General features: G+C 45.3%; 10 protein-coding genes and 1 pseudogene. 7 read left to right on the top strand and 4 right to left on the bottom strand.

The genetic code is table 11. The features are described from left to right. The first annotated feature begins 22 nt into the window (after positions 1–22). From ACMXI2_RS06925 to ACMXI2_RS06910, 4 genes are read left to right on the top strand one after another with little or no spacing between them, the layout of a single operon-like run. Positions 23–3,283 (top strand): TonB-dependent receptor, encoded by a 3,261-nt coding sequence (locus ACMXI2_RS06925; RefSeq protein WP_483780971.1) that lies wholly within the window; start codon positions 23–25, stop codon positions 3,281–3,283. A gap of 20 nt (positions 3,284–3,303) precedes the next feature. After that, positions 3,304–5,016, top strand: a complete 1,713-nt coding sequence (locus ACMXI2_RS06920) for an NHL repeat-containing protein (protein WP_483780970.1) — start codon at positions 3,304–3,306, stop codon at positions 5,014–5,016. Between the two features lie 35 nt (positions 5,017–5,051). Next, positions 5,052–5,789: a DUF4397 domain-containing protein gene (locus tag ACMXI2_RS06915; protein ID WP_483780969.1), complete on the top strand. Its 738-nt coding sequence runs from the start codon at positions 5,052–5,054 to the stop codon at positions 5,787–5,789. Between the two features lie 16 nt (positions 5,790–5,805). Further along, positions 5,806–6,981 (top strand): IPT/TIG domain-containing protein, encoded by a 1,176-nt coding sequence (locus ACMXI2_RS06910; RefSeq protein ID WP_483780968.1) that lies wholly within the window; start codon positions 5,806–5,808, stop codon positions 6,979–6,981. 76 nt (positions 6,982–7,057) lie between these two features. On the opposite strand, the gene ACMXI2_RS06905 is transcribed toward ACMXI2_RS06910, so the two are convergent. After that, positions 7,058–7,471, bottom strand: coding sequence for a hypothetical protein (locus ACMXI2_RS06905; RefSeq protein WP_483780967.1), 414 nt, complete (start codon positions 7,469–7,471; stop codon positions 7,058–7,060). Positions 7,472–7,833: 362 nt separating this feature from the next. Here ACMXI2_RS06905 and ACMXI2_RS06900 point away from each other — a divergent pair. After that, positions 7,834–8,121, top strand: a pseudogene (locus ACMXI2_RS06900) (DKNYY domain-containing protein); the annotation flags it as partial. 391 nt (positions 8,122–8,512) lie between these two features. On the opposite strand, the gene ACMXI2_RS06895 reads toward ACMXI2_RS06900, so the two are convergent. Beyond that, complete coding sequence (locus ACMXI2_RS06895; protein ID WP_483780966.1) at positions 8,513–8,965, bottom strand: DUF2267 domain-containing protein; 453 nt, start codon at positions 8,963–8,965, stop codon at positions 8,513–8,515. 158 nt (positions 8,966–9,123) lie between these two features. Here ACMXI2_RS06895 and ACMXI2_RS06890 point away from each other — a divergent pair, with 158 nt between their 5' ends. Beyond that, positions 9,124–9,993, top strand: a complete 870-nt coding sequence (locus tag ACMXI2_RS06890) for a hypothetical protein (RefSeq protein WP_483780965.1) — start codon at positions 9,124–9,126, stop codon at positions 9,991–9,993. Between the two features lie 37 nt (positions 9,994–10,030). Further along, a complete protein-coding gene (locus ACMXI2_RS06885; RefSeq protein WP_483780964.1) occupies positions 10,031–11,533 on the top strand; it encodes a DNA polymerase III in 1,503 nt (500 codons plus the stop codon). On the opposite strand, the gene ACMXI2_RS06880 is transcribed toward ACMXI2_RS06885, so the two are convergent. Both ACMXI2_RS06880 and ACMXI2_RS06875 read right to left on the bottom strand, forming a co-directional pair. Beyond that, a complete protein-coding gene (locus ACMXI2_RS06880) occupies positions 11,534–13,027 on the bottom strand; it encodes a L,D-transpeptidase family protein (protein WP_483780963.1) in 1,494 nt (497 codons plus the stop codon). Next, positions 13,027–13,542, bottom strand: a complete 516-nt coding sequence (locus ACMXI2_RS06875; RefSeq protein WP_483780962.1) for a flavodoxin domain-containing protein — start codon at positions 13,540–13,542, stop codon at positions 13,027–13,029. Before ACMXI2_RS06875 ends, ACMXI2_RS06880 begins: the two co-directional genes overlap by 1 nt. Between the last annotated feature and the right edge of the window lie 2 nt (positions 13,543–13,544).

Here is a 13,544-nt window from a genome sequence, read left to right as displayed (position 1 = left end):
AATAAATTAATGTATGCTTTTTATGCACTATAAGGCAAAAGGAATTCCTTTGCCGTTTAAATTCCTTCCTATACAAATAAAGCGATGGTGTTTGAGCCTGCTGATGTGTTGTACCATTCTTAGTTTGCAGGCACAGGAAAAATTCCCGGGGCTTACCACTAAAGTTGAATACTCATCCGCCGCTGTCAGCGCATCCGCGTTACTCGAATCCTTACAGAAACAAACGGACTATACTTTTTCTATAGACAGGGCCGTATTAAACAGCATCACCGTCCGCAATGTACACTTTACCAAAATAAGCCTCGGAAAAGCATTACAATACCTGGAAGAACATGATGGCCTGGCATTTTCCGTAGCCGGAAAAAATATTGCCGTACGTAAAGCGGCTGCTTCTCCCAAAAAACCTGCGTCAACAGAAGGAATACTAAAAGGGAGAATTGTTGATTTCGAAAATGCACAGCCACTGCCCGGTGCAACAGTACGACTGGAAGGAACCGGCAAAGTCACCATCAGCGACGACAAGGGCTATTATAACCTCAATGGTATCCAGGCCGGCAAATACACCCTTACCATTACCTATACGGGCTATGCTACCACCCATCAGATGATCCGGGTGGAAGCAGGAAATAATACGGTAGATGTAAAGCTACAGGTGAAATCCACCACCGCCAATACGGTGGTAGTAACAGCCATTAAACGGAAACGGGTGGCCAACACCACAGATGCGCAACTGATCCGGGAATTATACAACGCCAAATCAGTAGTATCCGGTATTTCCAGCGAACAAATAGCAAGAACGCTGGACCGTGATGCGGCGGAAGTGGTAAAAAGAGTACCGGGCGTAAATATCTCGGAAGATAATTTTGTTATCGTTCGCGGGTTAAGCAAGCGATATAACCTTACCTATCTCAACGATGCAATTGCTCCTGCCAATGATGCCGACAGCCGCTCATTTTCCTATGATGTGATCAGCAGCAATGCCATTGATCGTATGATGGTGTACAAATCGCCCTCACCCGATTTACCCGGTGAGTTTTCCGGGGGGCTTGTAAAAATATATACCAAGAAGAGCCAGATGACCCGGCAGGTAGATCTTCAGCTTTCTACCCAATACCGTTCCGGTTCTACATTTGATAATGTCTGGTCTTATGCAGGCGGTAAATATGACTTCCTGGGTTTTGATGATGGTACGCGCAAACTACCTTCGGACATACCCAGAGCAGCAAATTTTAATCATCTTACCCCGGCAGAAAATGCCGGGTATTCAAAACAGTTCAAAAACATTTATGTACTGGATAAAACCTATAAGGCATTACCGGACCTTCGGTTGAATCTCAATTATTACGATGCCTGGAAAACAGGACGGAAATACCTGAAAAACCTCAGTTCCGTTTCTTATTCCAACACCCACGAACAAAGGCTTTCAGAACAACGTTCGTTATACAAGTTTTATGATGGACAGCTTACGCAGGGTATTCATGCCGCCAGGCTTTCCGTTATACAGGATAATGAGATGCAGGTGAACGACCGGCTGACACTGGCGCTTCATAATTTTTTCAATGTCAATAATCAACGTATTGCCGTAGAAGATTACCGGAAACTGGATGACTACCCGGGCCAGGAATTTCGCCATACCAATCTTTATTATGTGCAAAACACCCTGTACTCCGGTCAGCTTGCAGGAACATACCATTTTGGAAAAAACAAAAGAAATGAACTGAAAGCAAATGCAGGCTATTCCACCATCCACAAGCAGGAGCCGGATAACCGCGACTATACCTTAAACAGGCAGACATCCAATGCGGGAGAAAACCCCTGGGCCCTCAGCACGGAACTCATCTCCTTTTATACATTATCCCGCTCTTTCAACGACATTACCGAAAAAAGCTACCAGGGCAACACAGACCTGAACTACCGGATCACGGATGTATGGGGGTTTAAAGCCGGTGGCTATTACCAGTCGAGAATGAGGGATTTCAATAACCGTATCTTTATTATCGTAAACGGTGTAAACCTCTATGATCCCAACCTGGCTATCCGGGGCTCCAAATATGATGGAGACAACGGAGAGGTAATGGGCAACAGCCACTTCATTGAAGAGAAATACCTGCAGCATTATTTTGATCCCTCCATGTTCCGGGCAGACGGAACCGGGTACCGGTGGCTGGAAAAAACAACCCCCAATAATCAATACTACGCAGATAATACACTGGAGGCAGGTTATATCAGTTCCGACATCAACCTGTTACAGGACCGCCTTAATATCTTTGGCGGTGTAAGGATTGAAAACAATCATTTCCGTATCCTGGGTTCATACGAAAATGGCCTGGCTGCCTATCCGCTTATAGTAGACCAGCCACTCACCAGCGTTCTGCCTTCTATTAATGCTTCCTTCAAGGCAGACAGCTCCCTGATCATCCGCATCGGTTATGGTAAAACACTAAACCGCCCCGAGTTTAGAGAAGCTGCTCCCATGCAATACATTAACTACCTGGACCAGGAAACCTACAACGGTAACCCGGATCTGAAAACAGTGAATATCCACAATACCGAATTACGCCTGGAATGGTATCCCCACGGCGCCCGCAGTAATGAACTGATAAATGTGGGTTTCTTTTATAAACAGCTTGACCGGCCCATTGAACGTTTCAGGATGATCTTTAATGAAGGCTTCGACCAGTTTGTGTACGTGAATACCGGCAAAGCAAGAGTATATGGCATAGAGGCCGAACTTAGAAAAAACCTGGATTTTATTTCGGGCAACCTCTTCCGCAATTTATCGGTGGTGCTGAACGGGTCCTGGTTCAAAAGCAATGTGGATGTGCCTTCCATGCCACAGTATGTAGGCTATGAAGGTACAAGATCCAGACCCATGCAGGGGCAATCACCTTACCTGGTCAATGCCGCCCTTAACTACGAAAACCCCGGCCTCGGCACAAAAATTTCCGCTACCTACAACCGCGCCGCCGACTACATCTATGCGGTGGGCGCCAACCGGGGCAAAAGAGCGGATACCGACATTATGATGAAAGCCAGGAATCAGCTGGACCTTACCTGGCGACAACGCATCAATAAAACATGGAGCATCAGCGCCGGTGTACAGAATATCCTGAATGCCCCCGTCATGCTTTACCAGGACTGGAAACACAACTATCACTATGATCAATTAAAAGGCGCTGCGCCAGAACCGGGACAGGTAACACCTTTTGAAGAGGCAGATATTATATACCGCAGGTATTACCAGCATCCTTACTATTCACTCGCGTTAAACATCATTCTCTGATTGTCATGATATTTACTCATATGCAAACAAAATCATCAGCCGTATACCTCCTTCTCCTTCCGCTCTTTTTATGCTGCTGCAATAAATTCAGGGAAAAGCTGGATGTTCAGAATAATGAGTCCGGCATTATTAAAGTAGTAAAAGCCGGAACTAATATTACAGAAGCACAGATCGATGAAACGATTACGGTATATGCCAAAATCGGTGATCCTTCAGCGGCCGTCAAAATATTTGTTTCAGATGCAGAGGCCCAGGTAGTTACCCACGGGAAAGGCAACGGTACGCTTTTAACATCTATCGGAGAACACATACAGGTACCTATGGATACCTTTAATATCACCGTTCCTAAAGCGGCCCGTATTGGTCCCGGTAATATTTACTTCTCCATGAACGGGGTCACCAAGCCCGCTCTCCCATTTGTGGTAAAACGGCCGAATATCCTTATTCCAAACCAGGTAACCGTAATACCTTTCCTCTTCTCTTATTCCGATAGCATAAAAAACAGCGACGGAGCATTTGAATACATTTTCCCTGTTGAACTGAAAGACGGTCCCTCCAAACAGGCAGTAGTGAACGTAGTGAAACAGCTGACCTATGACCGCAACACCCAGACCTTCTACTTCGTCGATTTTCAGCAGAGTGATAACTCCCTACGCATCCGGATGATCAAAAACGGGATGGTGACCACCATTGCAGGCGGCGGTAATGACTATTTTGCGACCACCAGCAGTAAACTTAAACTGGGCGCAGATGACTATAGCCCGGTCGGGGTCAATACTATTGATATGAAACCAGGACCCGATGGCAAATTATATTTCAGGAACCAGTTCAGAATGGCGCCTGCAACACCAGACCAAAAACCGGCCGACTACTCACTGATCCAAAGCCTGGACCCCGCTACCGGTAAAGTATCTACTCTTGCCGGTAACAACAAACGCAGCGTAGATGTTTACTATTCCAATGAAATCATGAACTACCGTGGGTTGGAAGATGGCCCTGCAGATTCAGCGATGATCACTTCACCCAACGGACTCACTTTTGATAAAAACGGGGATCTCTATTTCCTGGACCAGGGAACATTGCTCCGGGTGCTTAAAGCCGATGGATCTATAAAAACGGTAATGGGCAAAGTTAGCAGGGAGGTGTTTGATTTTGAAGATGCAGATGGTATCACCTATCATCCTGTATTATACACCAATATCATGGAACATAGTGATGGATTTGGTGATGAGGTGCGTTTTTATAACGCCGCCAGCATGGTGATGGCCGGCAACGGCAAACTCTATATACTTAGCAACGGCGCGGGGTGGGGCACCAATATCGCAGAAGTAAACCTGGATACCCGGGAAGCCTCCACCATTGTTGGATTACCAGAGGGGCAGCGTAGTGACTACGAAACCGGCACCTTCAAAGAGGTGAGCTTGCCCTACACAATTACCACTTATGATACGGATTTTGACGGAAATATTGTTTTCGGGTTCACCACTATTTATAAAATGGACCTGAGATCAGAAACGATTGCGGTGATTGCAGGAGGCCCTATGCAAAATCCTATTCCCCCGGAATATAAATCCCAGAGAGCTTTTATGCAGGATGCACATCCGGGCAATAACTGTATTCTCGGCAGACCCAACAGGATTGTATTTGATCAATTTGGCGATCTGTATGTAGGTTATGACTATTTGTGCTGCGGCGCAGATGTGAGGATCGTAAAAATTGCCATCGGAAAATAAAACAGTGCGGGTACCATTCAAAGTAAAAAACAATTATGAAAAAATACTTTCTCCTGGCTATTGCAGCAACGTGCTTACTGATATCGTGTAAGAAGGATAGTGAATTACCAGCCGCTCCTCCCCTTGCCTACCTGATGGTATACAACGGGGTACCGGATTTTTATGGCGCCAACAGTATGGTGCTGGTGAATAACGCGGCTTATGGCCCCCGTAGCTATAATGACAACGGTAATGGGCTGGTAGGCGCCTTTAACTTCTCCAAATATACTTACACGGATACCGGCATTTTCAAAATCGGGTTTACCGATACAACAAATCTGCCCGTCAATGCCCATAAAATTTCGGAGACCCTGCTAAAATTTGAAAACCAACAACATTATACGCTCTATCTGCTGGATAGCCTGGGATTTTATGAAATACTTTATACCCGGGATGATGTTAAACCTGATCCTGACCAGGCAAAGATAAGGCTGGTGCATCTAAGCCCGGATATGGGCGCGGTATATGTGAAGGTAGATACTACCGCGATTAACGCTATCAACCACCTTGCCTTCCACGGTGTAAGCGATTATGCCACCGTTTCTCCGGGTCCTAAGCCAGCTATCCGGATCATGTACCGGGATGATATTACGGGTGAAGAAAGAACGCTGGTCCGCAAGTCGGTTCCACTGGAGGCAGGCAAATGTTATACCGTGATCCTCCGGGGTTACCGGCAGCCTATGGACGGCAATGTAAATAAAACCATCAACCTGTCTACCATCACCAATTTCTAACCTTACAACCGCCATCATGAAAACAACTTTTTTATTCAGGTATATACCCGGCATTTTACTATTGTGTTTGCTTTTTGCCTGTAAGAAAGATCAGCCTTCGGCAGATAGTCCTGTTATACAAACACCGTTGATCAGCAAAGTAAGCAGAACGTTTGTACAAACGGGCGACCGCTTAACCATTTATGGGCATGCGCTTATACAGGATGGCCTGCTTACGGAAGTATTTATCGGTGGGCGTCCCGGCGAAATAGTGGGGCAGTCAGCAGACAGCCTTGCCATTATCATTCCGCCTAAAGTACCGAATGGCCGGATCCTGGTAACGATTAGCCGTAACCAGCAATTTAAAAGTGCCAATGGTCCTGAAATAGCGGTAAAGCCTACTCCGCTGATAAAAAGCTATTGGCCCAGCTATGCATATGCAGGTGATACTATTGCTTTATATACGGAGAATTTCAGTGAACAGGATAGTGACAATTTTTTCTATATCGGAAGCGATGCATTACAGATCGTTAGGAAAAAAGACAGGGATACCTTTTTTGTTAAACTACCTGCCAATGCGAATACCGGGCTTTTATCCTGGCATACGTATGATGGCCCTTCAGATACGCTTCCTGTCCCTTTCCCTATCAGGCATGCCAGCTATGCAGTCAATACCGTAAGAGATTGGCTGCACCTGGATCCTGCGTTTTCTTATATGGACACGCTGGTGCGCGGTTATCCCGTACTGGCCGGCGGTAATTATCAGGATGTTCACAAAAGAATCTATGATTCCGTGCTGCTGTATATAGCACAACCCAACCGGCAATACACCATCTTTGTGCCTGCAAGCGACAGTTATCTCCGGAATAATATCAGCCAGGAAAACTTTCTGAATAAAATAAAAGCAACACCCTATAATTATAACACCTTATTAATTACAGCGGTTGTTCCCGGACAACAGCTTCAGCTGCAATCCCTGCAGGCGGGGGATCTATTCCTTACCGCCTTTACCATGAGAATGGTGTATGGAAATGATTACAGCGATGCATCCGGGAATTCCGTTTCCATTATAGAGCTGGACGGCGAAAAATATGCGCAACTGACAGGTATCTACGGGGAAACAAATCCTCCCGTTAAAATACTAAGAAGCCACCAGATAGGGAATGCCACCATTTTTGAAACAGATGGAGAACTGGGAATTATCTATTTCTAGTATGCGGAAGTGCTACCCAAAAGAAAGCCGGCGCCTCACTGACAGATGAGACGCCGGCTTTTTCTATTAATTATTATTATGGTTTCAGTTCCAGTATATCTACAATATCTGTATGGATCACCTTTTTCTGTGCAGATAACAATGCGCGTCCGCCAGCGATGAATACCTTGTTACCGGCAGTTACCATACGGGAAAGGTCACCTGGAATAGTCAATGGAATTTGGGTTTCCTGGCCCGTCGGATAATAATATGCTGATGCGGTGGATGGTGTAATGCCATTCTGTCCGCCTGCCACCACCACAAAATTACCGACTCCTGCAGCAACGGCATTACCAACCGTTCTATCCGCACTTAATGTGATAGTAGTGTTAACAGTACCCGGTTGTGAAAAAAACTCCATGATCTTTGATTTGCCTGTGGAAGGAATATCAAAAGGTAGTGGATTACCTCCCGTCAGAAATACTTTGTTGTCCAGTACAACTCCCTTCATTCCCAGTTTACCCTGAATCACGCTGCTATAGGACCATGCGCCGGTAACAACATTATAGATCTCAATAGATTAAGAATCCCATATAAAGAACAATGCAGTAAGTGCGGGCAACAGCTATCCGGAAAACAAAGTTAATCTGCCGTTAACATTGGGGGATTACAGTGGCAGGCTGGCATACATAGTTAAAGCGAAAACCAACCATAGTTATCAAGTAAATTATATCGAAGTACTTATTTAATTTTGACCAGGCCAGTAAAAATGACCGGTTTATGTGGACAACACCAGCAACATTATCATCAATAAAAGATCTTCCGGGAGGAAACGGATACTATATCATTCCCGGTTGAGGCGTATACTACAACTCGTATCCAATAAAAAACGCCGACCCTGAAACATTTGTCTGCGCCCCCGACTTTGCAAAAGATAAAAAAGCCTGTTATCGGATGGGAGATGCTTTTAAGGGTGCCGACCCAACGTCATTTGAAGTACTGAACATCTATTTTGCAAAGGACAAAACCTATATCTACAATATTGGTGGCATCGACAAAAAAGTAGATTACGAAACATTTGAGGTCCTGGATACCGGATTCAGATTGGATGAGAGCAATAACCAGATATCAGGTATCTGCCAACTGGCAGCGAGTCAGTGAACTGCCCAAAAGTGGAATCACTACTGTTTTTAAGAATACTCCTCTTCAATGCGCGGGTGTTAGCATCAAATGAACTTTTTTCCGTCTTCGGGAACAGGCTTCGTTGGCCCCTCCCCCTGCTTCTGACAGGCAAACACGGAGATTGCTATCATCAATGCTGGTAAATAACGTTTTTTCATGAAGTTTGGTTTTAATCAATAAAGATGATATGGTTAAGTTTGCTATAACCTTAAACAGGGTTATTCTATTTGCCGGGTAAAACGGCAATGACTAAACGTAAAAGCGGGGATATTATTTTTTCAGGAGATAATTACTGTACATTTCCATCAAATCCTCAATGTACCACGGAAAGCCCCGCCATTCTTTCCCCTCTCATCCGGGCGGGCGAATCCTAAAAATCGTTGGTCATCAGCGCTAAAAGCGCGCTTCTTAACTGTGCCGGCAACTGCGCTATAACATCAGACATTTCCCCTGCTGAAATATGCGCCATTAACACTCTTAACACTGCCGCAACGGCTATTGCAGCACTTTCCCTGTCTTCAAAATCGCTGCCTGCCGCAGCTCCGTCTGCATCAAATAAATCCAGCAAAAATTCATCCCAGGTTTTTATGCGCTCCTTGTGGCTTATTTTCCAGCCATCAACATACACGCCTTTAATAACTAAAGGCAATTGTGATATAAAGTGAAGCGACTCTTCTATACTTAAACAACGCCGTAATGTATGCAGTGTGCATCGTAATACCCTGGCGGCGCGTGGTATATTATCACGATCCCCGAGTTCTGCCGCCAACTCACTTAACAGGTGATTTCCTTTAGCTGAATAATGATCAAAATAACCTGACATAACCTCTGATTTAAGACACCAAATTAGTGCCTGCAGCGGTTAAAATAAATGATCCGTCTCATATAGGCAGGTGATTATAATCAGATAAGTACCTAATACCGATCATTTAACGGCCCCGAATCAAATCCTAATTTTAGTATCATCAAATATATATCCATATGGGAACAAAACAACCATCAATACTGGTCACCAAAGCCTCCGGCGTTACAGTACCTTTTTCTGCAGAAAAGATCAGGCAATCCCTGAAAAGATCCGGCGCCCGGCCTGAAGTGATTGAAGCAATTCTGGATGAGTTATATCAGCAGGTGTATCCCAATATGCCAACCCGTATGATATACAAGATTGCCTATGGGTTACTGAAGAAACTGTCGAAATCTTCCGCCGGAAGATACCAGTTGAAACAAGCCATATTTGAGCTGGGGCCATCAGGATTTCCCTTTGAACAATACATAGCCGAGCTATTCCGGCAGGAAGGTTTCATGGCAACAACCAACCAGATGCTGGAAGGACGTTGTGTTAAACATGAAGTAGATATACTGGCGGTTAAGAACAATATCACCAATATCATTGAATGCAAATATCATCAGCAGCGGGGAACTTTCTGCGACGTAAAGATCCCGCTTTATGTTGAATCGAGGTTCAGGGATATCGAATGGCAATGGAAAAACGCGCATGAAAAAAAACAACAACACTGCGAGGCATGGCTGATTACCAATACCCGCTTCTCTACGGATGCCGTGCAATATGCGCAATGTATGGGATTACATCTCATGTCATGGGACTTTCCTGCAGGGAAAAGCCTGAAGGATATCATTGACAAGGCAGGTTTATATCCGGTTACCTGTCTTACTACACTCAGCCGGAGCGAAAAGTGCAAGTTACTGGAGAGGGGAATTATACTGTGCAAAACTTTAGCGGAACATGCATCATACCTGGAAGAAGCGGGGATAGCCGCGCCCAGAAGAGATCTGGCGATAGCTGAAGCCCAAAATCTCTGCAAAGAGATTACAAAACCGGAAATCGCTTAAACAGTCACCGGAACAGATAACTATTAAAACAACCAATATGAAAAACATGATAAAAAAAGTCCCCGGGGCGCTGTCTGAACTGCTGGAAATTAAAGGGATCAGTGCCACCAATGTTATTGCCATACATGAGCAACTAGGCATAAATAACATCAATGAATGTAACACCGCTGTCGCATCAGGGCAGCTGGCCAACATAAAAGGATTAACTGCAGGAAAGGTAGAAAATATCAGGCGGGCCCTGAAGCTCTCCAAAGATACCCGCGTTCAGTTGTGGGACGCGCTGCTGGCTGCTGAAGAAATGCTGAGGGCAGTAAAGCAATTCCCTGAAGTAGAAAAGGCTGCACTCACCGGTAGCCTGAGAAGAAAAAAAGACACCATCGGCGATATCGATATGGTGCTACAGGTAAAAGCTTCGCTCAGGAAACATTTAATATACAAAATCGGCAGGCTTTCTTTCGTAACAAGAATCATTGCAGCAGGCAGGGAAAGAGTCAGCATCCTTTTGCAGAATCATATGCAGGTGGATATCCGGCTGGCTGATCAGAAAAACTATGCAGCCGCCCTTTTATACTATACCGGGCCGGTATGGTATAATAAATGGCTTGAAAACCAGGCCAGGGAAAAAGGCTTCCTGTTTAGTCCAAATGGGTTATCGGACCTGAAAACAGGAAGCCTCATAGCCGCGGACACCGAAGAAGATATTTACGGGCAACTGCAAATGACATGTCCGGACCCAGAATTAAGAGAAGACGAAACAAATATTACTACAGCGGCAAAACATTCCCTGTCTTCCCTGGTAACATTCGGCCAGATAAAGGGGGACATGCAGATCCACAGCAACTGGAGCGATGGCGAAGAGAGCATTGAACGCATAGCCCACTATGTATTGCATGTTTTTCCACACTACCAGTACATCGTAATTACAGACCACGCATCCAGTGAAAAAACAACCGGTTCATTACAACCGGAAAGCTTCGCCGGGCAATCCGCTGAAATAGACCGGGTTAATCAATACCTGGGTTTTAACTTTATAAAGAAAGGTATAGAAACAGATATACTGGAAGATGGTCGTTTAAGTCTCACTGATGAACAGCTTATGCAGTTCGACTGGGTGATTGCTTCTGTCCATAGCGGCTTCTCTATCGACAATACAGCCAGGATCATGAAAGCCTGTGAAAATCCGTACGTGCATTGTATAGGGCATCCCAGCGGCCGGTTGATTGGCGCCCGGAAACCTTCACCGGTTAACTGGAACCACGTTTTTGAGCAGGCCGCCGCCACCGGTACGGCTATGGAAATCAATGCACGCCCAAACCGGTTGGATCTGAATGATGAACTGGTAAAAACAGCGATAAAAAGCAACGTAAAACTGGTGATTGATACAGATGCACATACCCTGCCTCACTTTGACTTTATGCAACTGGGAGTATGGGTGGCAAGAAGAGCTGCCTGCGGGAAGCATAATATCCTGAACACCGGAAGCTGGGAAGAAATTGAAAAATTCAAAAAGAATAAAATACAACTCCTGAAAAAAGGATGATCAGTACCTGTTATAAACATCTTCATAAAACCTGACCTCGCCCATATTATCCGGCCAGGCTGTATTATACAATACAAAAACCAATGCAGGTGATTTCACCGGTAAAACAACCGGCTTCTGATCAACCTGTGGCCCCCTTTTAATAAGGTTATCCATTGTTTCAGCATTGGCGTCATCCAGTAATAAACGTGCCACCGAAACCGCTTCTTCCACCCTTATGCAGCCATGACTGAAAAACCGCTGCTTCAGCATAAACAGGCTTTTACCAGGCGTATCATGCAGGTACACCGTAAACGGACTGTAAAAATTCAGCTTTACAATGCCGAGAGAATTGTCACAACCGGTATTCTGACGGATAACGTAAGGAAAATTGCCGGCACTAAGAGATTGCCAGTTAATATCTGCGGCATTTACTATCCTGCCTTTACGGTCCAGTATTTCAAACTGGTTGTCTACAAGGTAGCGACGATTCAGTTTTATCCGGGGAAGTAATTCCCTCGTAGCAATTCTATGAGGAACCATCCAGTAGGGGTATAATATCACTTCAGTAATACGGCTCGCCAAAGTAGGTGTTGGCGTGCTCTTCTTTCCGGTAATAACCCTGGAATATAACACTGGTTTATTGTCCTGGTATAATTGTAACCCGGTGGATGGGATATTGACCACTACTCTCGTATATTGCCGGTAGCTGTATAACCAACGGATATGATTCAATGCAACTTTCAATTCCCTGATGCGGGAAACAAACGGAACATTCAGCGCGCGTAAAAAGCCGCTGCGCAATACTCCGTCACTCAGCACATTGAACTTTTCCTGCGCTTTTATGATGCTTTCCTGCAACCGGCCGGCCTCTATGCTATCCCTGAATCCTAACTGCCCTAACCTTTTAATCAAGGCAACATTGGCGGTATCTGCTTTCAGCGACACCACAGTCCTCTCTGCAAAACTACTATCTGAAAGTGTGGTATAAAAATAAGCAAGGGTGTTCTTAACTGCTGCATAAGCAGCCACCTCCGGTTCAATATGCTGAAGAAAAAAAGGGAAACTGTCGGTCAGCAAACAATCGGCCAGCAAACGGGCCATTTCATGGTGTTTGTCCGGCGGTAGTCCGGTCAAACCATTATATCTTACTGCCGCGCTGTTCACCGGTCCATAGGCAACATCACAAAAAAACCGGATAGCTTGCTCCGTGATACGCCAGTCGGCCGCAACAGTATCGGCGCCTGGTAAAGTACGCAGCGTATCCTCCGCCATCGAATATATAAACTGCGACTGATAATCATTCTCTTCTAATCCCAGGTAAGGAGCCTGCTTTAAAAAACCCATCAGCAGCCGCAAACTGGGTTTCCTGTCGGGCGACAACCACACCACCTTTTGTTGCATTCTGCCGTAAAACACAGTCACAGCGGCAGAATCATCCGGCAAATGCAGCTCGCTGGCAGTTGTGAAAAGAAAAGACAACAGCAGCGTTACGAGTGAAATAATATACTTCATCACGCGGCCACCTCACTCAGCTTCCTGACAGCATTAATAATGGCTTCCAGGTGTTCTTTTTTAACATCATTATAATCTTCCATAGAGATGTCATCCGTTTTATCGCTGGCCAGCTTGGAACCAATAGTGAGTAGCAGCTTGTCTATCCACGAAAGTTTACTGAATTCCAGTTTTCCTGGCAGGAAAAAGGGCACACACCTGCTTTTCAGGGATTCCGATATATTTGCCGTCAGGTAGCCCTGCAGCTTTTCTTTATCCGAAGAAGGAGTTCCTGATACCAGGAAAAGAAACAAGCGTTTACTGATAATTACATCACCATGCTGTTTCAGCCATTTACGCAGCTGCAGTTTACCGATATAAATACTGGAACCGAGGATAATGCAATCTGCGTCTGCCAGCTGCTGCGCGGTTTCCGAACCGGCCGGAATAACCGGATATCCCAACATACTTCCCAGCCATAACGCATACTGACGGGTAGCGCCATATTTGCCTTTGTAAATAATAAGACCTTTCATAG

The organism is Chitinophaga sp. G7 BAM 1005, from assembly GCF_057126945.1.
This window is presented reverse-complemented; position numbering and strand designations above follow the sequence as displayed.